Origin of the sequence: Vibrio sp. PBL-C16 (assembly GCF_034321865.1) — a bacterium.
GTDB lineage: Bacteria > Pseudomonadota > Gammaproteobacteria > Enterobacterales > Vibrionaceae > Vibrio > Vibrio alginolyticus.
Window position 1 is genome coordinate 715,944 of record NZ_JAXLNY010000002.1, and the last position, 21,279, is coordinate 737,222.

Here is a 21,279-nt window from a genome sequence, read left to right on the forward strand (position 1 = left end):
ATTCATAGATGAGCCTAAACTTTCTTGAATTTGAAAAGCCAATTGCAGAACTAGAAGCGAAAATTGAAGCACTACGTGATGTCTCTCGTCACGGTGGTGATTCTGCGATTGACCTGGATAAAGAAATCGAACAGCTTGAGAAGAAAAGCTTAGAGCTGAAGAAAAAAACCTTCAGTGACCTAGGTGCATGGGAAACAGCTCAACTGGCTCGTCACCCACTACGTCCTTACACGCTGGATTACATCCAACACGCTTTTGAGGAGTTTGATGAATTAGCGGGTGACCGCGCGTTTGCAGACGACAAAGCGATTGTGGGTGGCATGGCTCGCCTTGAAGGCCGCCCTGTGATGATCATTGGTCACCAAAAAGGTCGTGAGACCAAAGAAAAGGTGAAACGTAACTTTGGTATGCCGAAACCAGAAGGCTACCGTAAGGCTCTACGCTTGATGGAAATGGCAGAGCGTTTCAACATGCCGATCATCACATTTATTGACACGGCTGGCGCGTATCCAGGTGTGGGCGCAGAAGAGCGTGGTCAATCTGAAGCTATCGCGAAAAACCTAAAAGTGATGTCTGGTCTTAAAGTGCCAGTAATCTGTAACGTTGTTGGTGAAGGCGGTTCTGGTGGTGCACTAGCAATCGGTGTAGGCGACTACGTGAACATGCTTCAGTACTCTACGTACTCAGTAATTTCTCCTGAGGGTTGTGCTTCAATCTTATGGCGTGATTCAGACAAAGCGCCACAAGCGGCAGAGGCAATGGGTCTAACTGCTCCGCGTCTTAAAGAGCTTGAACTGATCGACGAAATCATTGAAGAGCCACTAGGCGGCGCTCATCGCGATCATGTTCAAATGGCAGCGAATATGAAAGCGACACTACTTCGTCAGCTAGAAGATCTAGAACAATTGGATGAAGAGACGCTACGTGAGCGTCGTTACCAGCGTCTAATGAGCTACGGTTACTGTTAATTTCGGTGATTGCTATTAAGCGTTAGCTGATATCTCAAGTGATAACAGTTAAAATAGAAAGGGTTGGATGAGAGTCCAGCCCTTTTTTTGTACCTATCGGATCGCTTATGGAATCGCTTTACCCGCATTTTGCTCAAGTTCTCGGCCGCTACTATCAATTAGGCACTAAGGTTGTCTTGGCGTTTAGCGGAGGAGTGGATTCACGTCTTTTACTCGAATTACTCAGTCGCTACCAACAAGCGCACTCTGTAGAGTGTCACGCTGTGTATGTGCACCATGGTTTAAGCTCGAATGCCGATAATTGGGCCGATAAATGCTTACTTTGGGCACAACAAGTGGGGATATCGTGCTCGATCGAACGAGTGAGCTTAGACATCAGCAATGGTGAAAGTATTGAACTTCTTGCTCGTGAAGCTCGCTACCAAGCCTTAACTAAGTACATTCAAGAAGGTGATATACTGTTGACTGGTCAACATGCCGACGATCAAATAGAGACTTTTCTCCTTGCGCTTAAGCGCGGCAGCGGGCCTAAAGGGTTATCTTCGATGGCGGAGAGTATGCCGTTTTCTTGCGGATCTCTAGTTCGACCATTGCTTACTATCAAGCGGAAGACCATCGAAGAAGCCGCTACTAAATTAGGCTTGGAGTGGGTGGAAGACGAAAGCAATCAAGATACCCGTTATGATCGTAACTTTCTTCGTCATTGTGTTATTCCTGAATTGTCTGGTCGCTGGCCGAGTATCCATCAAGCGGTTCAGCGCAGTGCAAGTTTATGTGCTCAACAAGAAGCGCTATTGGATGAACTATTGAGCGCGGTGTTTGAACGCGCTTTACAAACGGATCTAAGTTTGAGTATTGAAGAACTGGCTAAGCACAGTGAGTTAGCGCGTGCGCGCTTGATTCGTATGTGGCTGGCTAAGCTTAATACTAGTATGCCGACTCAGGTACAACTCAATCTTATCTGGAATGAAGTCGCATTAGCTCAGCAAGATGCCAACCCCAAACTACAACTTAAACAAGGTGAAGTGCGCCGTTTTCGAAATCGTCTCTATTGGGTAACGGAAATCGCTGAAGTCACTGAGTGGCAAAGTACGATTCAAGTCGATACCGTTTTATCGCTTCCAGAGCGGCTAGGGGAGCTGACCTTAACGACGAGTTCTAGCAACGCAACGATTGCGCTTCCGAGTCAGCCAGAATTGCTTCGCGTGACCTTTAATCCGGAAGGCTTATCAGCGCATCCAACCACGCGTAATCACAGTCGAAAACTGAAGAAGTTGTTCCAAGAATACAATGTGCCAAGCTGGCTGCGTCGTCAAATTCCGATTTTGATGTATCAAGACCGAGTCGTTGCTGTGGCAGATCTGTTCGTTGATCAGGCGTTTAATGGTCAAGATTGTGAACTTATTTGGCGCAGGTAATGAAAATTCATGCCACAATGTCGATTATAAAATATAAAAATCCTTAAATAATAATTGATTAGGTGAAGCAATGAAGAAAACAATCATGGGTGCAATGGTGGCGTTAACCATGTTCAGTGGGCAAGCTCTAGCTGCGGGAGATGCTGCAGCAGGTCAAGCAAAGTCGGGAGTATGCGCGGCGTGTCATGGCGCTGATGGTATTGCTGTCATTCCGGGTTACCCAAATCTGAAAGGGCAAAATGAGCAATATATTATCAGTTCAATTAAAGCTTATAAAAATAAAGAGCGAACAGGTGGGCTTGCTGCTGTGATGCAAGCTCAAGCTTCATTGTTGTCTGATGAAGATATCGCTAACCTAGCGGCTTACTACGCAAGTTTGAAGTAAACGTGAGTCTGAAAAAGCTTGGACGATTGGGCATTGAGCAGTCCTCACTGGGGTTTTATCAACTCACGATATTCGCTATGTTAATTTGCTCAATCTGGATTTTCGCTGGTGGATCAGAGACAAACATTGAATGTTGCGAAACGCTAAACGATAATAAGCGCAATCGATTGAAGCTTAAGGGATGAACATGAAAAAAATTGAAGCGATTATCAAGCCATTTAAACTGGATGATGTTCGAGAAGCGCTAGCTGAAGTTGGCATTACAGGGATGACCGTCTCTGAAGTGAAAGGCTTTGGTCGCCAAAAAGGTCACACCGAGCTTTACCGTGGTGCAGAGTACATGGTGGACTTTCTACCTAAAGTGAAGCTCGAAATCGTTGTAACGGAAGATGTGGCTGATAAATGTGTAGAGACAATCATTGAAACCGCGCAAACTGGTAAGATTGGTGATGGTAAAATATTCGTCACTGATATTGAGCGTGTGGTTCGTATTCGTACTGGTGAAGAAGACGAAGACGCGATCTAAGGTTTCTTGTCACCTGTTTCGTATTTATTATGCTAAAAGGGAGCCAAGTGGCTCCTTTTTTGTTGTTTGCTTATTAGTGAAATCATTTAACCCGAGATTTGTTGTTCTAGATTTCGGGTGCCTACATTCAGGTTTGTCGTATGTTTAAGCGTTTTTTTCTGGCGTTAGCTTTTCTCGTAATGGCGGTATTGGTTGGCTTCCAGGTTATTTTCACCGTACCAGATCAGCCGCAAATTATTACTCAAACAGGTACCGAGCTGACACAAGATATCAGGTGCATCGAATTTAGCGATTCAAAAGCTCTCGATCATGACGGCAAAATCAATGTGCTTGTCTGGAATATCTACAAACAGAACCGGGCTAATTGGCAACGTGCACTCGATGAGTTTTCTGCTGATAAGCAGTTACTGTTATTGCAAGAAGCCAGCATGACACCATCATTTAAACAGTGGTTGGTGGATGGTCGCTGGGTTAGTAATCAAGTGAGTGCTTTTAAGGCGCTGGGTAGCGGTGCCGGTGTAATTAGTATTGCTCAAGGGCAACCAGAAAAAGCCTGCGCTTACACCTCTAAAGAGCCGTGGCTTCGCTTACCTAAGTCTGCATTATATAGCCAGTATCACTTGAGTAATGGCGAGAAACTCGCAGTGGTGAATGTACATGCGATTAACTTCACCGTAGGTACAAAAGAGTATGTATCGCAGTTAACGGCGCTTGAAATGCTTTTAAAGCATCATGTGGGGCCAATTCTATTTGCTGGAGACTTCAATAGCTGGAGTGAATCTCGCGTTAATGCGATGAGGCAGGCCTTAAAGGCTGCGGACTTACAAGAGGTGACGTTCTTGCCGGATCATCGAGTCCAATTTATAACAGGGTTACCACTGGACCATGTGTTTTACCGAGGTCTGACGCTTAAGTACGCAAAAGCGCCGCAGAGCGACGCTTCCGATCATAACCCATTGTTATTGTCATTTACGTTAAATAACTAGCTTAGGTTACCACAATATAAAGTGCCCAAATAACGTAGAAGAATACCCATGGCAGGCTTGCTATCACCAAAGCTTGGCCACGTTCAAACTCCGTCCACGTCAGTACAACGCCGTAGCCGAGCACAATGTACCAAGGCAGAAGCAAAGGTAACGAGCTAGCGAAATGAGACCATTCGTTAGTAAGAGGCAGCTTTAATAGACCATTGAGGCTATTTAAATCGGCAGCGTAAGTCATTACCTGACCATGCTTGAGTAGCAAGCTCGCGTAGCTTGCTACATCGCCCAATACTGCTGGGAATAAGATAGCACACGATGCGGCAAACCATTTCCAGTAACCGTATTGTTGTTTGCTTGCCTTTGTTGCAAGAAAGAACCAAAGCGCGAGCAATAGTAAGGTGGCAAAGCGGTTGAATACATCATTGATGATCGCGCTTGCCATTAGCGTGTTTGGTTCTAATAGCTCAATCTGCTTCGGGTCGATTTGCTGAAATTGCGCAGCAAGTTGGTCACTGAGCCACGTGAAATCGACATTCGAAAAGTAAGCACCCCAGAATAAAAACGGACTAAGCATCAGGAAGATGAACGGTTGCCATCCCCATCCACCGCGTTGATAAAGCGCAAGAAAACAAGATGTTGGAGAACGAAAAATGTCCAACAGCATCACAAGTGGATTGCTTGATGGGTTCATACACTTACCTTCGTTACGTCAACGTACAACTTAAGCTTTTGACCTGGTTGTAAGTATTTTTTCTTGTGTAGCGAGTTCCATTTCACGATGTCGTTCGTTTTTACTTTGAACTTGCTTGCAATGCCGCTAATGGTGTCGCCAGAGCGAACGTTGTAGAAAACGGTACGGATCACAGAACCTTTGTCTGAGTCCTTCCAAATCACTAGCTTTTGACCCACACGCAATGGATCTTTAGGGCCCATACCATTCCATTTAGCTAACGATTTATACGACACTTTATTGTTACGTGCGATTGACCACAAACTTTCTCCAGACTGAACGACATGGGTGAGCTTGAGTTGACCACGAGCACGAGATTGAGTCTTGTTTAATCGGTTTTGTGCCGTTAATGCATATTTTGCATCGTCTTTTGTTGATGTCGGAATCAATAGGTATTGACCAATACGAATGTTGTTATTCGATAGGCCGTTGGCACGTCGAATGACTTTCGTGGTTGTGCCGTATTTATTAGCTAGCACGCTTAAAGAGTCACCAGATTTCACCTTGTAGCGAGCGACCTTCATCCCTTTACCGCGATTTTTCTCCACCTTGGTGAGAAAAGTCTCTTTTTTCTCTACGGGAATCAAAAGTTGGTGCGGCCCCTCAGGTGCTGTCGACCACTGGTTGTATGCAGGGTTGTAACTCTGCAACTCTTTTACGCTAATGCCGGCATAATCTGCGGCAATAGCCAGATCTAACTGCTCTTCTGGATCAACAAGCGTTAGAACAGGCTTGTTTGGAATTGCAGGAATATTAAGTCCGTACTTGTCTTGGTTTGCGATAACGTCAGCCAAGGCCAACAGCTTAGGAACGTAACTACTGGTCTCTTTTGGTAAGTCTAATGAGAAGAAATCGATAGGTTTACCGAGCTTTTTATTCTTACGAATTGCGCTAGAAACACGGCCACCACCGCTGTTATAAGCGGCGATTGCATGTTCCCAGTTACCATCAAAACGCTCGTTTAGTTGTACTAGGTAGTCCAGCGCTGCATCCGTTGCTGCTGCCACATCTCTGCGACCGTCATACCAGTAGTTTTGCTCTAATCCCATCATTTTTCCGGTGCCTGGGACAAATTGCCACAACCCAGCTGCACTACCGTGTGAGTAGGCAAAGGCATCGAATGAACTTTCCACTACAGGAAGTAAAGCAAGCTCCATTGGGAGTCCGCGCTCTTCGATACGTTTTGTGATCATGTATAGAAAAGGGGTAGCACGCTTAGATACCGTGTAAAGGTGATTTGGGTGCTTTAAATACCACGTACGGTAGTAGTCCACTTTCTTGTGGTTTGGGATATCCATGTCCAGCTGCATGGCGATACGTTGCCACACATCTTCTTGTTCTTGGGGGGAGAGAACTTTAGGCGCGTCGTTAGCGGATTTTTTTGCTAGTGACGATTTATTGCCCGGTTGAGCTTTTACTGCATTTTGCTTTGCAGTCTGCTCAGATTTATTGGTTTCTGGTGTAGAAGACGTTGAATCTGACTGAGTCAATTGACAGCCAGATAATAACAACGCCAACGCCCAAGTATACTTCAAACGCATGGATTCAGCCTATTTAGGGCCTGTTTATCTTCACCTGCCTGTCGCGCAACGTAATGTGCGTGGCAGTCGCAAGATAATAGACATCTTTTAAACACTAACTAATTTATAGAGGCAAAGAGCTTCTAATTATGCAATGGGGAGAAATTCAAATAGATTTATATCAACCCCAAACGTAAGAGAAGCGCCAGTGGCGCTTCTCGAAAAATCAGTCCCTGATAATACTGGGGTCTTGCAAACTTACAAGCAGAAAATGGTTAAAATTCGTTCTTCCACTCGCGTAAAGCAGTAAAAACCGAGCATGGATCGCTATTTTTAATGCGACTAGCAACAGATTGAACCACGTCAGGGTTCGAGGTTCGCAAGAACGGATTAATCCACTTTTCTTTGCGTATTGTTGTTGGAAGTGTCGGAATGTTGAGTGCTCGCAGTCGGTTTACATCGTCGCGATATTGGCGAAGTTGCTCATTGTCAGGTTCAACCGCTAGAGCAAACGCCACGTTACTCGCGGTGTATTCATGCGCGCAGAAGACTTGAGTTTCTTCTGGTAGAGACGTTAGTTTGCTCAGTGATTCAAACATTTGCTCAGGCGTACCTTCAAAAACACGACCGCAGCCAGCAGAAAAGAGCACATCACCGCAAAACAGTTTTCCGTCCCCAACGTAACCGATATGGCCCAAAGTATGACCGGGTAACCCAAGTACTAAGAAAATCTCACCAAACAACTCTAGCTTGTCGCCTTCTTCCATTGGTGTCGTTAGGGTTGGAATTGGTTCTGATTTTGGGCCCACAACGGCGACGTTAGGAAATGCACGCACTAAGTCTGGAACGCCACCAATGTGATCGTTGTGGTGGTGCGTAATTAAAATCGCTTCTAAAGTTAATTCGTTAGCCTGCAGAAATTCTAATACTGGCTTCGCATCGCCCGGATCAACGACTGCGCAGCGCTTATCGCTATTTTGTATCAGCCAGATGTAATTATCATTAAATGCGGGTATGCTTTTGATCTCTAACACGATTCGTTCTCCGTCACCCATTTTAGTCAGGTGGTTAATGAAACCAGCACTCAGCAACAAAACTATACCACACCCGTCGACTTGGTCAGCAATGAACAACGGTCCGTGGGTGCTTGAGTCAATCCAGACCCGACTTGATGAATGGTGCCCGAAACTCTTCGGCTACCATATGCTCAAACTGGGCGGGTTGAGCTGTGAGCTAACCAGCTGTAATTGTAACATTCAACACCAAGTCAACGTAGATATCCAGAACCCGTTGCATAATGTGATTGCGGATGGTTACGAATTACCCTTTTTGGAAAAAAGCTTTGATGTTGTGATACTCGCTCATCAGCTCGACTATGCAAGCGATCCACACCGTTTGTTGCGTGAAGTCGATAGAGTGATGATGGATGATGGCTATGTAATTATTACTGGATTCAACCCATTAAGCTTGACTGGATTAGCGAGTTTGCTTCCATGGCGTAAACATAATTTGCCTTGGAGTGGACGAATGTTTACGTCGAACCGCATCAAAGATTGGTTAGGGTTACTTAATTATCAAGTGATTCATTGTGATCGTTATGCGCTGTTTCCGATGAAACGTTACCGTACGATGTGGACATGGTTGGAAAATAGTCTTGGTGATTGGGCATCACCCGCTGGGAGTTTGTATTACATAGTCGCGCGGAAACGGACATACCCTCTCAAGCCTATCAAACCGCATTGGCGCTTGAAGAAAAAGCTCACACCACTTGGGGTGATGAATCGAGAGGGTAACACTATGAGGAAAGAATCTCGCTAAGAGGGTTGGTAACCTGTATCTTCCTCAGTTGGGTTTTCTGCAGCAGTCCGGGCTAGCTCATCACACATTTCGTTCTCACGATGGCCCGCGTGGCCTTTTACCCAATGCCATTCAACTTGATGGCGTGCGGTTTCTTTGTCTAGAGCTTGCCATAAATCGGCATTCTTCACGGGTTTTTTATCCGCTGTTTTCCAACCACGCTTCTTCCAGTTATGGATCCACTGAGTAATACCTTGGCGCACATATTGGCTGTCAGTCGTTAAAGTGACTTTGCAAGGTTGTTTTAGCGTCTGCAGCGCGACGACAGCCGCCAACATTTCCATGCGGTTGTTGGTAGTTAACGTATAGCCTTTGGAAAGTGTCTTTTCTACGTCTTTGTAACGCAATACTATGCCGTAACCACCTGGTCCTGGGTTACCTAAACAAGAACCGTCAGTGAAAATCTCAACGTGTTTGGTCATATTTTTTGGTACTATTAGCCGAAACATTTAATAAAGCATAGTCTGACATACATAACCTTATGAATACCAGCAGCAATTCTGAATATAACCGCATTGTCGTTCTCGATACCGAAACCACAGGTATGAACCGCGAGGGTGGTCCTCACTACATGGGACACCGCATTATTGAAATCGGTGCCGTGGAGATCATCAACCGTAAGCTGACTGGTCGTCACTTCCACGTTTATTTAAAACCCGATCGTGAAATCCAACCAGAAGCGGTTGAAGTTCACGGTATTACGGATGAATTCTTGGTTGATAAACCGGAATACGCGAGCGTGCACCAAGAGTTTCTTGAGTTTATTAAAGGCGCAGAACTTGTTGCCCACAACGCGCCCTTCGATACCGGCTTTATGGATTACGAGTTTGGCATGCTCGATCCTAACATCGGCAAAACGGACGACTACTGCAAGGTGACCGACACCCTTGCAATGGCGAAGAAAATCTTCCCTGGTAAGCGAAACAACCTTGATATCTTATGTGAACGTTACGGTATTGATAACTCGCACCGTACACTCCACGGAGCTTTGCTCGATGCGGAGATTCTAGCCGACGTTTACCTCTTTATGACGGGTGGTCAAACGAGTCTAGAATTTAACGCGAATAAACAAGAGGGTGGAGTAGAAACCATTCGTCGTATTGAAGGAAGAAAAGCGCTAAAGGTTTTGCGCGCAAGTGCCGATGAACTAGAAGCTCACCAAAAAAGATTAGAGTTGGTGAACGACTGTATTTGGCATCAATAGGAGAAGCTATGTTGAGGGCTTTGTTGGTCGCGTTTTTAGCGATATGGAGTAGTCTCTCGAGTGCTGCGAGTGAATCTACAATGTCTTTGTTAGACAATCGCTTTCGAGTTGATCCAACCATCGAGCAGATCACGTTTTTGGTTTATCGTGAGCAAAGTTCTCAGCCAGTTGTTTTAGTCCGTCCTGACGGTAAAAAATACTATGCTTGGGGCTCTTACGACAATGTACGTTGGTATCAAGAAGCCTCACTCGATATTATTTCCGTTGATAACCCTATGCCAGGTCCATGGCAGGCTGTGGGGAAAGTTACGCCTAAAAATAACATCCGCTTAATTTCTCACCTAAAGCTCAGTACGGATCTGTTCCCAAACCGATTATATAATGGGGAAGCGCTTAAGTTTACAGCTCGCCTGACCTCCGACGGCAAACCTCTTGTACTGCGCGACTTCCTTGATCGCGTGAATCTGCGCGTGACATTTACCAAGTTTGTCGAAAATGAAGATGAGCTGATCAAAGAAGCACGTCCAGTGCCGATGGTTGTGGGTGAGTTTTCTGATGACGGCCGAGGCTTGGATGAAAAAGCAGGGGATGGTGTGTTTACGGTTCAGCTCCCAATAGACGTTGAGCCTGGTAAGTACCGCGCGCGCATCACGTCTGGCAATGGCGTATTCTTACGAGCGCAAGAACAAGTCATCTTGGTTTATCCGAACCCAATCTCTCGTACTTTTATTCAGGCTCGTAATTCCGATAAGCCACACCAATTAGTGGTGAGTGGCGAGCAAGGTATGATTGCACCAGGCTCTATAGCAGTCACAGTGAAAAAGGACGCTCCCGATGGTTTCATTAGTTACAGCCAAGGACAGGTCTCTAAAGATGGAATGAGAGTTACGTTGAACCTCAATAACGATTCTGAACTTGGTAAGTACGCCTGGCGCGGCGAGATCTTTGCCACTGATTTTGCAACCCAGCGCTCGTTGGCGTTTCCTATCCCAGAGCAAACCTTCAGTGTTGTTGATGAAGTTGATCTAGAAGCTGCTCGAATTGCAAAAGAAGCTGAATTAGCCGAGCAGCGTCGTATTGAAATGGAAAAGCAAATTATCGCTGAGCGGGAGGCTGAGCGTAAGCGCAGCATGATTATTATCGCGGTGGGTAATGTGATAATGCTGCTGATTGTGATCATTGCATGGATAGTCTGGCGCAAAATTAAAGCGAAGCGCGATGCCATGCCAGAGATGCAGTTAGAAGTGCCAAAGAAATAGTAGTAACACATAAAGCGAGAAACGGAGCCAATCGGCTCCGTTTTTTTCAGTTTAAGTTTGAGACAGAATTTGATATTTCTCATGGTCATTAATCATTTTATTTTAAAGTAACACCATGATTTAACGTTGATTAATCATAATAAAGCTCGCATGATACTGTTTACGTTTCGACTTTATTTTAGTGCGTATCGACGGAGTGAATTATGACAATTGGAGAGTTAGGACTAGAACATTTACCACGACAAAAGGCCTTGGTTGAGTCAGCTTATGATGCCTTTTGTTCTGAAAAAGACGTTGTTGCCGCGGTATTGCTTGGTTCATTGTCATCAGGACAAGGTGACCGTATTTCGGACGCTGATGTTGTTGTATTTACTCAAAACAACTTCCATAAAGCCTCAGAGCCTTGCTTTACCCAGTTTGAAGCTAATAAAGACATTTTTTATCGCCTTGAGGGAGAGCACAACGAAAATGCGTGTTTCAAAAAATACATTTTTAATGACCTAACCAGTGCAGAGATTCATTGTTTAGATCTCTGTGAGCCCTTCAAACTTTCTAAGCCATTTAAGACTTTATTTGATAAAGCTGATGTGATTGGGGGCATGGTTACTGATGAACCTGCGCCAAAGCATGAAGATTTCCCAGTTTATACCAGTGGTGATCAAGGACTGATCTGGGAACTCTTTGATTGTATTAAGTGGTTGAGCAGAGATAACCATGAGCTTGCTAAGTCCTATTTGAAAAAACTCTCTGAGAAACTCTAATTTGAGAGTCATCTCCGTTCCTCCCACTGAAGTTAGCTAGGCGGTTAGGTTATGAAATACAAAAAGCGTCAGAAGTATAAATACACTCTCCATTCTGAAGAAAAGATTGAGACTCACATTTCAGTGAGTAACGCGTATGACAGCCCTTTTCTTAGTTTGTCCAAACAAGGCGTGTTAACGATTAAAAAGGGCTATGCATGGGATGGAGCGAGTGGGCCAGCGTTAGACACAAAAAACATTATGAAAGCTTCTTTAGTGCATGATGCTCTTTACCAACTCATGAGGGAAGAGGTGTTGCCACAAAGTGCTCGAAAGCATGCGGATACGTTGTTGAGAGAAACATGTTTAGAAAAAGGAATGTCTAGCTTCAGAGCAACTTATATCTATTATGGCGTCAGAGTTGTCGGTGGCTTCTTTTCTAGACCTGATACTTTGTGTGCTTAATGGGAACATCTTTCCAACGTCTAACTGTTTATTTATACAGTTTAGTTATGTAAGCTCCAAGGTGATACAAAGGAGTAGTACATAATGACAATAAGATATGAAGAGCATGTGCCAAGCCCGAAAGAATACTGTGATATGCGTGTCAAAGCCGGGCTATCACCCAAATCGTTGAAAGCTGCTGAAATTGGTCTACCCAATTCGTTATATGGCGTATCTGTTCGGGATGAAGGAAAGCTCATTGCAATGGGTCGGGTTGTTGGTGACGGGGCGTGTAACTTCGAAATTGTCGACGTTGCCGTTGATTCTGATTATCAAGGTAACGGTTTAGGTAGAAAAGTCATGGAATACATCGACGGTTATCTTTCTTCTGTTGCACTTGAAGGCTCTTACGTTTCTATGATTGCTGATGAACCGGTCTTTTACGAAAAGCTTGGTTATAGGCTGGTGGCTCCTAAAAGCCAAGGGATGACAAAAAAGTTTAAGCCAAAGGCATAACACGTATTCAGCTGTGAAGATAAGCACTAGAAAACAGGAGTTTAATTTCCTGTTTTCTATATTAAATTTCTATTTAAGCCACTTCTGGAATTGGTTTGGGTGGCTGCTCTAAATCAGGCTCTTTTTGAACAGTAGGAATTTGTCCCTCACCCACAGCACTGATGTAACAGCCACTAAGTTTAATGGCAAGGTACATATCAGCTCGCAGTAAGATGCCTCCTTCACTGGTGCTGATACCAGTAAGCTCACACCATTGACGAAGACATCGTTTCCTTCCTGCTAGGATTAAGCGTACGCCTCTCTTTTTCAAAGTATTGTGAATATCTGCCAGTGTTGCCATCACACTGAGATCCAAGTGAGTAAAGCTCGACACGGCGTCGATGACAACGCAACTTGCGTCTTTGTGATGCTCTGCCTGCTCTAACACTCTACGTTTAAAGTAAGGAGCATTGAAGTAAGTTAGCGGTGAGTTAAAGCGGTAAATCACCATTCCAGGAATAGGCGAAGCTTTTCCTGAGTCGTCGATTGTCCGAATGGTACCTTTTTCATCCAAGCCAAGTAGCTGATCACTCGGTCGCATGACAATCCGTAAAAATTGAAACAGCCCTAACAGTACCGCCAAAGTGATCCCCGGTATTACACCCACGATCAACACAGAAATAAAAGTAATGATGGCCAGATAAAATGCATCTTTGTCACGAGATTTTAATTTCCAAATTGCTTTAAGATCGAGCAGCGATAGGGACGCAATGATCAATACAACACCAAGTGAAGCGATAGGGATGAACTGTAAAGGCTCGTAAATAAATACCGCAATAATGGCAATGGTGATTGCGGCGACAATCGAAACTAATTGAGATTTACCGCCATTTGCATCATTGACGGCTGTGCGTGAGTCAGCGCCGCTTATTGCGAAACCTTGTGAAAACGCTGAGGCAATGTTGGCAAAACCCAACGCCTGAAACTCTTTATTTGCATCAATATCATAACCGTTTTTAGCCGCGAAACTGCGGGCGGTGAGCATCATGCTAACAAAACTGACAATCGCAAGGTTGAGCGCCGGGACTACTAGTTCACGAACTTCACCTAGCTCAAATTCCGGTGTTTGAAACTGAGGGAAGCCACCTTGAGTGAGTCCGACAACCGATACGCCCATCTCTTGTAAATGGAAAAACCAAACTGACGCAGTAGTTACGAGGATCGCCAGCATGGCAGCAGGCCAAGTTGGTCGGTAGCGTTTGGTGAGCAAATAAACGACAACTGTCACGATACTCAGAGTTACAGTAGGCCAATGAAGATCGGTTAATCGTTGTGGAGCTTCCCATAAACGTTCCAGTAAATAACGTTGCTCGTATTTCAAACCGACTACTTTCGCAAACTGACCAACGATAATTGTGAGAGCAACACCGTTGAGTAGACCCAAAAGAATCGGGCGAGAAAGGAAATCTGCAAATACTCCTAGCTTGAAACGACTTGCCAGTACACACCAAATCCCCGTCATCGCTGTCATGGTCATAACCAACTGCCAATGTTTTGTGGGGTCACCTGCGGCAAGTGGTGTCACAACAGCAGCGATCACTGCACAGGTTGCTGCATCGGGTCCGACAATGAGTTGTCGAGATGTGCCCATCATGGCGTAAACCAACATTGGCAGTACGCACGAATACAGACCGACAATTGCGGATACACCAGTTAACTGTGCATAAGCTATGGCAACTGGCAGTGCAACCGCGACAACAGAAAAGGCGGCTCTAAAGTCGTTAACAAACCATTCTTTTTGATAATGCTTAAGCTGAACAAGCCCTGGGAACCACTGTGCGAGTAATATTTTAGCCAACGGATTTACCATATATGTGAGTGAGTTACTTAAAGTATACACCGCTTAGTTGGAACGTCTGTGAGTTAGTTATCACTGGAAATCGGGGAAAAGATTGGAGTGCGAGGATTTTATTGCGCAGGGGGGCTTTGTAGTGTGAGGTGTTATGAATCCGATTCTGGAAGCAATAAAAAACGGGAGCTGATACTCCCGTTTGTGGTCTCAGATTCTAGAGTTACGCGACACTATCCATCTGAGGGTATAGCGGCTTTGCGGCAAGCAGTTCCGGCTCAAAATCGTCAACGTTGATTGTATCTAGACGATGCTGTTCCGCTTCTCTGAGTAGATCGGCTTCTTCTTGCGTGATAAAGCCTTGCTCTAGCCCTTCCTGAGCAATCATATCCAAACGTAAGAATGGGCGACGCTTACCCTGCGCTTTACATACTTTGTCAAACACAGGCTCGGCTTGAAGAATGACTGATAGTGCAAGCTCAATCTTACCTGCTGCGTTGTGCTCGGTTGGTTCAAGGTATTGACCGCGACCAATGCGTGAGCGCGTTGCACTTGGCGTTTGTAGAATGCGTGCCACTTTACTGTCTAGTTTATCGCTTGGTGCTTTGCGTACGCGACCAAATGGCATGATTAATACGCGTAGCGCACGGCCAATTACTTTGTTCGGGAAGTTTGCTAAGAATTCATCTACTGCCACTTCAGCTTGTTTCAAACTGTCTTGTAGACCCCAGTGTACTAATGGTAAATCTTCGACTGGGCGGCCATCTTGCTCAAAGCGTTTCAACGTCGCAGAGCTCAAATATAGCTGGCTTAGAATGTCACCAAGACGCGCTGATAGACGCTCTTTACGCTTCAAAGAGCCACCTAGCACTGCCATTGAGATATCCGATAGCAGAGCAAGGTTTGCACTGTAACGGTTCAATTGTTGGTAGTAACGCTTGGTTGCATCTTTGGTTGGTGATGAAGAGCCCAGACCGTCGCTCAAACCAAACCAGATACTGCGCACTAGGTTACTCATTGTAAAGCTCACGTGACCAGCAAGCGCTTTATCAAATTTCTCGACAGCATTACTTGCTTCAGAATACGCCGCGTTCATTTCTTCAAGAACGTACGGATGGCAACGGATTGCGCCTTGGCCAAAGATGATCATTGAGCGTGTTAGAATGTTAGCACCCTCAACCGTTACCGCGATTGGCGCACCTTGGTAACCACGAGCTAGGAAGTTAGAAGGTCCCATACAGATACCTTTACCGCCTACGATGTCCATTGCATCGATGATGCTTTGCTGGCCGCGGTGCGTACAGTGATACTTCACGATAGCTGAGATTACTGAAGGCTTTTCACCTAAGTCGATACCCGCAACGGTTAAGTTGCTTGCTGCATCCATCACGTAAGCATTACCACCCAAGCGTGCTAATGGTTCTTCAACTCCTTCCATATGACCGATCGGCTGTTTGAACTGACGGCGAATACGTGAGTAAGCACCGGTTGCCATTGCCGCAGTTTTGATGCCACCTGTTGAGTTTGAAGGTAGTGTGATACCACGTCCAACCGACAGACACTCAACCAGCATACGCCAACCTTGGCCCGCCATTTTTTCGCCACCGATAATGAAATCGATAGGAACAAAGATGTCTTTACCGCGCGTTGGACCATTTTGGAATGGCACATTGAGTGGGAAGTGTCGGTTACCAATCTCAACACCTTTGACATCAGTTGGAATAAGCGCACAAGTGATGCCAAGATCTTCTTTGTCACCAAGTAAACCTTCAGGGTCGCGAAGTTTAAATGCTAAGCCTAGTACGGTTGCGACTGGCGCTAGGGTGATGTAGCGCTTGTTCCAAGTCAGGCGCATACCCAGTACTTCTTTTCCTTCCCATTCGCCTTTGCAGACCACACCGTAATCTGGAATAGAGCCTGCGTCAGAACCCGCTTCTGGGCTCGTTAAGGCGAAACAAGGGATTTCCTTACCTTCAGCTAAACGCGGTAAGTAATGATTTTTTTGATCTTCAGTACCGTAGTGTTGCAGTAGTTCACCAGGGCCTAAAGAGTTAGGAACACCAACGGTAGACGATAGAACGCCAGAAACACCCGTTAATTTTTGTAGCACCAAAGATTGCGCGTATGCTGAGAATTCCAGACCACCGTACTTTTTCTTAATGATCATGGCGAAGAACTTATGATCTTTCAGGTATTGCCAAACTTCTGGCGGTAAGTCCGCGAGTTCATGGGTCACTTGGAAATCACTCACCATGGCGCACACTTCATTCACGGGGCCGTCTAAAAAGGCTTGTTCTTCCGCACTTAACTTAGGTGCTTGAATCGCGTGTAGCTTTTGCCACTCTGGTTTGCCTTTAAATAGTTCGGCTTCCCACCAGACGGTACCTGCGTCTAACGCTTCTTTTTCGGTTTGAGACATAGCTGGCAGCACTTTCTTGAAAAGCACTAACGCTTTACGGCTAATTAAAGACTGACGTACGCCAGGAACCGCGAGCACAGCTGCGGCGAGAACGTAAATAGCCCAACCAATAACGCCGACAGTACCTGCTACTGTAAGAGCCAGCATGGCCGCGGTGAGTAAGCTAATAGATTTCACGAGAGACATGCGGTGGTAGAGCGTAATGCCTAGCACGATCGCCATCGTGATGATTGAGAGCAAGATGTCCATATATATTTTCCTTTTCAGACTTTATAAGTTTTGTACGTCTGTATGTTAGGTAAGAGGTCTAACCAGTTGGTTTAAGTGTAATCAAAATATTAAGGAAATGTAAAACATAAGATTGGATAAAAAGTGATCTAAGTAGAGTTAAAATTCTAAAGTTGAGATTTGAGTGATGGTTTCATGAGCAAGTTGACAAGTTTATTACCATCACTAATCTAAATCTGTTGGTTCACTATCGACACTAATTCTCGTTTGTGGGTAAACTCAGAGTAATCAAACCCGAGTTCAGGTTTATGAAATGTCCGATACCAAATTGGTATCAGAACAATTTGCTCAGTGAGTCTAGAGCTGACTGAAGCCGAAATAATAAAGAGAACGTCTTATGTACCATGATCTGATTAGAAGTGAATTAAACGAAGCTGCTGAAGTGCTCAACAAATTTTTAAGCGATGACCATAACATTGCGCAAATCGAAGCAGCGGCGAAAATGATTGCTGACTCATTCAAGCAAGATGGTAAAGTATTGTCATGTGGTAACGGTGGTTCTCACTGTGATTCAATGCACTTTGCCGAAGAGCTAACAGGCCGTTACCGAGAAAATCGTCCTGGCTATGCTGGTATTGCTATTTCAGATCCAAGCCACCTTTCTTGTGTGAGTAATGACTTTGGTTATGACTTCGTGTTTTCACGTTATGTAGAAGCGGTTGGTCGAAAAGGTGACGTACTGTTTGGTCTGTCGACGTCAGGTAACTCAGGTAACATCCTGAAAGCGATTGAGGCAGCGCAAGCTAAAGGCATGAAGACGATTGCGCTAACAGGCAAAGATGGCGGCAAAATGGCAGGCCTTGCAGATATTGAAATCCGCGTGCCACACTTTGGTTATGCAGACCGCATTCAGGAAGTTCATATTAAGATTATTCATATCATCATCCAGTTGATTGAAAAAGAGATGGAATAACCGTTTTACGGCCACCGTTTCGAGCTGTGTTGTTAGGGAGTTTTTTAAGCCATGTGTGAATTGCTCGGTATGAGCGCTAATGTTCCAACGGATATTTGTTTCAGTTTTACTGGGCTCATGCAGCGTGGAGGTCGAACCGGCCCACACCGTGACGGATGGGGGATCACCTTCTACGAAGGGAAGGGCTTTCGAACCTTCAAAGATCCCAAGCCAAGTTGTGAGTCTAAAATAGCAGAGTTGGTACAAAATTATCCCATCAAAAGTCGTGCGGTCGTTAGTCATATCCGACAGGCGAATCGTGGTGGTGTTAATTTAGAAAATACTCATCCCTTTACACGTGAGCTGTGGGGTAGGTATTGGACGTTTGCGCATAACGGTCAGCTCTCTGGCTACCAAGACTTGCATACAGGTCGACATAGACCTGTCGGTGAGACAGATAGTGAACTGGCATTTTGCTGGTTGTTGAAGCAAATGGAAGATCGATATCCTGAGCCACCAAAGGATATGGAGTCGGTATTCTTATATGTTGCTAAATGTTGTGATGAGCTAAAAGAGAAGGGTGTATTTAACATGCTTCTGAGTGATGGTGAGTATGTAATGACGTATTGCACCAATCATTTGTATTGGATCACAAGACGCGCACCGTTTGGAAAAGCCGCGTTGCTTGATGAAGATGTGGAAATTAACTTCCAAGAAGAAACAACGCCACACGACATCGTTTCTGTGATCGCAACTCAACCTTTGACGGGCAACGAAGCTTGGCAGCGTATGAAACCTGGCGAATACGGCTTGTTTCACCTAGGTGAACTAGTCAAAAATAATGCCTCTGAACTGGTAAATGTGCCGTTTGCGGCGGCTAAGCCAGGCAATCAAGCGCCAACCGAACCGTTAGAGTGATGGTCTCTTACTCTGAATATAAAAATAAAGCTCGCTTAATCGCGAGCTTTATTTTTATGCGTTTTAAACCGAGGGCGGATACGGATGAGCATTCTTACTTTCTAGAGTGCTGGTAGTAGAGTCCTAGTCTCGCTAAGGCTTGCTGTAAAGACGTAACTGATAGAAATTTCTCATAAAACACCTCGTCAGTCTGAACGGTGAAGAACGAACCAGATGCAGAATCTACTTTCCGAGTGTTATGTTACTCAAGTGGTTATGGGATTTTTTAGAATGCTGGGTTTTAGGTTTCTAGTCTCACCATGGTTTTCTTGAATCAAGTTTATAAGTATTAAAACAACCAAGAGCAGCCCTCAGGCTGCTCTTTTGTGCTTGGAGTTTATTATTCAGGGCTACTCATCTGAGGCGTACCCATGTACGCCAAGCTCTGCGCCATCTAAATAGGCTTTACCATCCTTCATGATCAACCGCTCGTCTACCAGCCACTTAGCCACCATAGGGTAGATTCGGTGCTCCTGCGCCTGAACACGTGCCGCAAGTACACTAGCATCATCGTCTTCGAACACAGGAACTTTTGCTTGCAGTATGACAGGGCCACCATCAAGCTCTTCCGTTACAAAGTGCACACTCGTACCATGTTCTTTATCGCCAGCATCAATTGCTCTCTGGTGTGTGTGTAGCCCAGGATATTTTGGTAGAAGAGAAGGGTGGATATTGATCATCTTACCCATGTAATGAGAAACAAATGCGCTGCTCAGAATGCGCATGTAACCAGCAAGAATAATCACGTCTGGTTGGTATTCATCTATTTGACTCATTAGCTCTGCATCAAAGCTTTCACGCGAGCTGAATGCTTTAGGGTCGACAAAGTGACCGTCCACATCAAACTTTTTTGCACGTTCTAAACCAAAAGCATCTGCTTTGTTAGAGAACACGGCTGCCACTCGTGCGTTTGGCATGCTGTCTTCGCAAGCTTCCAAGATAGCTTGCAGGTTACTTCCGTTACCCGAGATGAGGACCACAATGTTTTTTAGGGTATGGTTTTTCATGATGTCGAGAGCGCCTTGGTATTGTAGGTTGGAGTTATGTAGCTTCTAAACTACCTACTAATAGAATGGTTTTTAGTGTTCTAGATAGCAAAATGAGGACCTAGTCATCTAGTGTCCTCATTCTTCTTATCTTTTGAGCTCGATTTGCAAATTATTGGATTTCAACTTGCTCTTCGTTCGCGTCTGCTTGTGCGATTTGACCAATCACCCACGCGTTTTCGCCTTCTTCTTTAAGAAGAGCAACTGCTGCATCTGCCTGGTCTTTCGGTAGTGCGACGATTAGACCTACACCACAGTTGAATGTGCGGTACATTTCGTGTGTGTCGACGTTGCCTTTCTCTTGTAGCCACTTGAAGATAACTGGCCATTCCCAACTGTTACCATCGATAACTGCTTTCGTGCCTTCAGGCAGTACGCGTGGGATGTTTTCCCAGAAACCACCACCAGTGATATGAGAAATCGCATGGATGTCGTGTTTCTCAATCATCTTAAGTGCTGACTTGATGTAAATTTTTGTTGGTTCTAGTAGGTGCTCACCAATAGTGCGGCCTGCTAGCTCTTCGCTCTTATCTGCACCAGATACTTCTAGGATCTTACGGATAAGGGAGTAACCGTTTGAGTGTGGGCCGCTTGAGCCAACAGCGATAAGTGCATCACCAGCAGCGACTTTCGTGCCGTCAATCACGTCTTCTTTTTCTACTACGCCAACACAGAAACCAGCTACGTCGTAGTCTTCGCCTTCATACATGCCCGGCATCTCCGCAGTTTCGCCACCAATTAGGGCACAACCTGCTTGAACACACCCTTCTGCGATACCTGAAACAACATCCGCTGCGGTATCAACGTCTAGTTTGCCTGTTGCATAGTAATCTAGGAAAAACAGTGGCTCTGCGCCTTGCACGATAAGATCATTTACACACATTGCCACTAGGTCGATGCCGATCGTGTCGTGCTTGTTCATATCCAGTGCTAGGCGAAGTTTTGTGCCAACGCCATCAGTACCGGAAACCAGTACAGGTTGTTTGTATTTAGTTGGCAATTCGCATAGCGCGCCAAAACCACCGATACCACCCATAACTTCAGGGCGACGAGTACGTTTTACCGCACCCTTAATACGATCCACAAGCGCGTTGCCTGCATCAATATCTACACCAGCGTCTTTATAGCTAAGAGAAGAGTTGTTACCACTCACAGGGAAGTCCTCGGTATTAAGTTGGATATGAAAACGGCGCTATTCTAACAGTGCTTAAACATAGATGGCAAACGTTTGCGTCTGTTTTTTTCTTTAGTGATTTATCCTGATATCCCTGTGAAAATCATGTATAATCTGAAGGTTTG

Annotated in this window: 21 protein-coding genes; 13 read left to right on the plus strand and 8 right to left on the minus strand. The window is 45.1% G+C overall.

Annotated features, from left to right (window positions below; genetic code table 11):
• Window positions 1-8: 8 nt before the first annotated feature.
• The 5 genes from accA to UQW94_RS11590 all read left to right on the plus strand — a co-directional run bounded on the left by accA (window position 9) and on the right by UQW94_RS11590 (window position 4,283).
• Window positions 9-968: an acetyl-CoA carboxylase carboxyl transferase subunit alpha gene (gene accA / locus UQW94_RS11570; protein ID WP_005380365.1), complete on the plus strand. Its 960-nt coding sequence runs from the start codon at window positions 9-11 to the stop codon at window positions 966-968.
• 107 nt (window positions 969-1,075) lie between these two features.
• The gene (gene tilS, locus UQW94_RS11575) at window positions 1,076-2,386 is read left to right on the plus strand and encodes a tRNA lysidine(34) synthetase TilS (protein ID WP_322142243.1); all 1,311 of its coding nucleotides are present in this window, start codon (window positions 1,076-1,078) and stop codon (window positions 2,384-2,386) included.
• 70 nt (window positions 2,387-2,456) lie between these two features.
• Complete coding sequence (locus UQW94_RS11580; protein ID WP_017636043.1) at window positions 2,457-2,771, plus strand: c-type cytochrome; 315 nt, start codon at window positions 2,457-2,459, stop codon at window positions 2,769-2,771.
• A gap of 187 nt (window positions 2,772-2,958) precedes the next feature.
• Window positions 2,959-3,297 (plus strand): nitrogen regulatory protein P-II, encoded by a 339-nt coding sequence (gene glnB, locus UQW94_RS11585; protein ID WP_005380372.1) that lies wholly within the window; start codon window positions 2,959-2,961, stop codon window positions 3,295-3,297.
• A gap of 140 nt (window positions 3,298-3,437) precedes the next feature.
• Window positions 3,438-4,283 (plus strand): endonuclease/exonuclease/phosphatase family protein, encoded by an 846-nt coding sequence (locus UQW94_RS11590; RefSeq protein ID WP_025768251.1) that lies wholly within the window; start codon window positions 3,438-3,440, stop codon window positions 4,281-4,283.
• 1 nt (window position 4,284) lies between these two features.
• Here the strand turns inward: UQW94_RS11590 and UQW94_RS11595 are convergent, their stop codons facing one another.
• The 3 genes from UQW94_RS11595 to gloB all read right to left on the minus strand — a co-directional run bounded on the left by UQW94_RS11595 (window position 4,285) and on the right by gloB (window position 7,564).
• Entirely contained in the window at window positions 4,285-4,971 is a 687-nt protein-coding gene (locus UQW94_RS11595; RefSeq protein WP_005380375.1) for a YIP1 family protein, read from the minus strand.
• A complete protein-coding gene (locus tag UQW94_RS11600; protein WP_017820746.1) occupies window positions 4,968-6,551 on the minus strand; it encodes a lytic transglycosylase in 1,584 nt (527 codons plus the stop codon). Before UQW94_RS11600 ends, UQW94_RS11595 begins: the two co-directional genes overlap by 4 nt.
• A gap of 254 nt (window positions 6,552-6,805) precedes the next feature.
• Window positions 6,806-7,564: a hydroxyacylglutathione hydrolase gene (gloB, locus tag UQW94_RS11605; RefSeq protein ID WP_213960699.1), complete on the minus strand. Its 759-nt coding sequence runs from the start codon at window positions 7,562-7,564 to the stop codon at window positions 6,806-6,808.
• Window positions 7,565-7,601: 37 nt separating this feature from the next.
• Between gloB and UQW94_RS11610 the strand changes: the two genes are divergently transcribed.
• Window positions 7,602-8,348 carry a class I SAM-dependent methyltransferase gene (locus UQW94_RS11610; protein WP_017636046.1) on the plus strand — a complete coding sequence of 249 codons (747 nt, stop codon included), beginning with the start codon at window positions 7,602-7,604 and terminating at the stop codon, window positions 8,346-8,348.
• On the opposite strand, the gene rnhA is transcribed toward UQW94_RS11610, so the two are convergent.
• Window positions 8,345-8,809 carry a ribonuclease HI gene (rnhA, locus tag UQW94_RS11615; protein WP_005380384.1) on the minus strand — a complete coding sequence of 155 codons (465 nt, stop codon included), beginning with the start codon at window positions 8,807-8,809 and terminating at the stop codon, window positions 8,345-8,347. The two genes, UQW94_RS11610 and rnhA, sit on opposite strands and share 4 nt — an antisense overlap.
• A 59-nt stretch (window positions 8,810-8,868) precedes the next feature.
• On the opposite strand from rnhA, the gene dnaQ reads away from it, so the two are divergent.
• The 5 genes from dnaQ to UQW94_RS11640 all read left to right on the plus strand — a co-directional run bounded on the left by dnaQ (window position 8,869) and on the right by UQW94_RS11640 (window position 12,550).
• Window positions 8,869-9,591: a DNA polymerase III subunit epsilon gene (gene dnaQ, locus UQW94_RS11620; RefSeq protein ID WP_005380385.1), complete on the plus strand. Its 723-nt coding sequence runs from the start codon at window positions 8,869-8,871 to the stop codon at window positions 9,589-9,591.
• 8 nt (window positions 9,592-9,599) lie between these two features.
• The gene (locus UQW94_RS11625; RefSeq protein ID WP_176311132.1) at window positions 9,600-10,850 is read left to right on the plus strand and encodes a TIGR03503 family protein; all 1,251 of its coding nucleotides are present in this window, start codon (window positions 9,600-9,602) and stop codon (window positions 10,848-10,850) included.
• Window positions 10,851-11,053: 203 nt separating this feature from the next.
• Entirely contained in the window at window positions 11,054-11,611 is a 558-nt protein-coding gene (locus UQW94_RS11630) for a nucleotidyltransferase domain-containing protein (protein ID WP_053304069.1), read from the plus strand.
• Window positions 11,612-11,662: 51 nt separating this feature from the next.
• Window positions 11,663-12,055, plus strand: coding sequence for a DUF1353 domain-containing protein (locus UQW94_RS11635; protein ID WP_017633769.1), 393 nt, complete (start codon window positions 11,663-11,665; stop codon window positions 12,053-12,055).
• Between the two features lie 84 nt (window positions 12,056-12,139).
• Entirely contained in the window at window positions 12,140-12,550 is a 411-nt protein-coding gene (locus UQW94_RS11640) for a GNAT family N-acetyltransferase (RefSeq protein ID WP_017633770.1), read from the plus strand.
• Window positions 12,551-12,623: 73 nt separating this feature from the next.
• Here UQW94_RS11640 and UQW94_RS11645 read toward each other — a convergent pair whose 3' ends face one another.
• Both UQW94_RS11645 and fadE read right to left on the minus strand, forming a co-directional pair.
• A complete protein-coding gene (locus tag UQW94_RS11645) occupies window positions 12,624-14,399 on the minus strand; it encodes a SulP family inorganic anion transporter (protein ID WP_225474162.1) in 1,776 nt (591 codons plus the stop codon).
• Window positions 14,400-14,601: 202 nt separating this feature from the next.
• The gene (gene fadE, locus UQW94_RS11650) at window positions 14,602-17,046 is read right to left on the minus strand and encodes an acyl-CoA dehydrogenase FadE (RefSeq protein ID WP_005385392.1); all 2,445 of its coding nucleotides are present in this window, start codon (window positions 17,044-17,046) and stop codon (window positions 14,602-14,604) included.
• A gap of 376 nt (window positions 17,047-17,422) precedes the next feature.
• On the opposite strand from fadE, the gene lpcA reads away from it, so the two are divergent.
• Both lpcA and UQW94_RS11660 read left to right on the plus strand, forming a co-directional pair.
• A complete protein-coding gene (lpcA, locus tag UQW94_RS11655; protein ID WP_033905501.1) occupies window positions 17,423-17,998 on the plus strand; it encodes a D-sedoheptulose 7-phosphate isomerase in 576 nt (191 codons plus the stop codon).
• A 51-nt stretch (window positions 17,999-18,049) separates the two neighbouring features.
• Window positions 18,050-18,895, plus strand: coding sequence for a class II glutamine amidotransferase (locus tag UQW94_RS11660; protein WP_005385395.1), 846 nt, complete (start codon window positions 18,050-18,052; stop codon window positions 18,893-18,895).
• 389 nt (window positions 18,896-19,284) lie between these two features.
• Here the strand turns inward: UQW94_RS11660 and purN are convergent, their stop codons facing one another.
• Both purN and purM read right to left on the minus strand, forming a co-directional pair.
• Window positions 19,285-19,941 carry a phosphoribosylglycinamide formyltransferase gene (gene purN / locus UQW94_RS11665; protein ID WP_005394347.1) on the minus strand — a complete coding sequence of 219 codons (657 nt, stop codon included), beginning with the start codon at window positions 19,939-19,941 and terminating at the stop codon, window positions 19,285-19,287.
• A gap of 151 nt (window positions 19,942-20,092) precedes the next feature.
• Window positions 20,093-21,133: a phosphoribosylformylglycinamidine cyclo-ligase gene (purM, locus tag UQW94_RS11670; RefSeq protein WP_005389861.1), complete on the minus strand. Its 1,041-nt coding sequence runs from the start codon at window positions 21,131-21,133 to the stop codon at window positions 20,093-20,095.
• Between the last annotated feature and the right edge of the window lie 146 nt (window positions 21,134-21,279).

What these genes read in the sequence shown, in the direction of transcription:
- fadE (WP_005385392.1), bottom strand. Translation starts at nt 17,046, where the DNA reads ATGGACATCTTGCTCTCAATCATCACGATGGCGATCGTGCTAGGCATT.
- dnaQ (WP_005380385.1), top strand. Translation starts at nt 8,869, where the DNA reads ATGAATACCAGCAGCAATTCTGAATATAACCGCATTGTCGTTCTCGAT.
- UQW94_RS11595 (WP_005380375.1), bottom strand. Translation starts at nt 4,971, where the DNA reads ATGAACCCATCAAGCAATCCACTTGTGATGCTGTTGGACATTTTTCGT.
- UQW94_RS11635 (WP_017633769.1), top strand. Translation starts at nt 11,663, where the DNA reads ATGAAATACAAAAAGCGTCAGAAGTATAAATACACTCTCCATTCTGAA.
- UQW94_RS11625 (WP_176311132.1), top strand. Translation starts at nt 9,600, where the DNA reads ATGTTGAGGGCTTTGTTGGTCGCGTTTTTAGCGATATGGAGTAGTCTC.
- UQW94_RS11660 (WP_005385395.1), top strand. Translation starts at nt 18,050, where the DNA reads ATGTGTGAATTGCTCGGTATGAGCGCTAATGTTCCAACGGATATTTGT.
- UQW94_RS11600 (WP_017820746.1), bottom strand. Translation starts at nt 6,551, where the DNA reads ATGCGTTTGAAGTATACTTGGGCGTTGGCGTTGTTATTATCTGGCTGT.
- rnhA (WP_005380384.1), bottom strand. Translation starts at nt 8,809, where the DNA reads ATGACCAAACACGTTGAGATTTTCACTGACGGTTCTTGTTTAGGTAAC.
- purN (WP_005394347.1), bottom strand. Translation starts at nt 19,941, where the DNA reads ATGAAAAACCATACCCTAAAAAACATTGTGGTCCTCATCTCGGGTAAC.
- glnB (WP_005380372.1), top strand. Translation starts at nt 2,959, where the DNA reads ATGAAAAAAATTGAAGCGATTATCAAGCCATTTAAACTGGATGATGTT.
- accA (WP_005380365.1), top strand. Translation starts at nt 9, where the DNA reads ATGAGCCTAAACTTTCTTGAATTTGAAAAGCCAATTGCAGAACTAGAA.
- UQW94_RS11630 (WP_053304069.1), top strand. Translation starts at nt 11,054, where the DNA reads ATGACAATTGGAGAGTTAGGACTAGAACATTTACCACGACAAAAGGCC.
- tilS (WP_322142243.1), top strand. Translation starts at nt 1,076, where the DNA reads ATGGAATCGCTTTACCCGCATTTTGCTCAAGTTCTCGGCCGCTACTAT.
- lpcA (WP_033905501.1), top strand. Translation starts at nt 17,423, where the DNA reads ATGTACCATGATCTGATTAGAAGTGAATTAAACGAAGCTGCTGAAGTG.
- UQW94_RS11580 (WP_017636043.1), top strand. Translation starts at nt 2,457, where the DNA reads ATGAAGAAAACAATCATGGGTGCAATGGTGGCGTTAACCATGTTCAGT.
- UQW94_RS11645 (WP_225474162.1), bottom strand. Translation starts at nt 14,399, where the DNA reads ATGGTAAATCCGTTGGCTAAAATATTACTCGCACAGTGGTTCCCAGGG.
- UQW94_RS11640 (WP_017633770.1), top strand. Translation starts at nt 12,140, where the DNA reads ATGACAATAAGATATGAAGAGCATGTGCCAAGCCCGAAAGAATACTGT.
- UQW94_RS11590 (WP_025768251.1), top strand. Translation starts at nt 3,438, where the DNA reads ATGTTTAAGCGTTTTTTTCTGGCGTTAGCTTTTCTCGTAATGGCGGTA.
- UQW94_RS11610 (WP_017636046.1), top strand. Translation starts at nt 7,602, where the DNA reads ATGAAACCAGCACTCAGCAACAAAACTATACCACACCCGTCGACTTGG.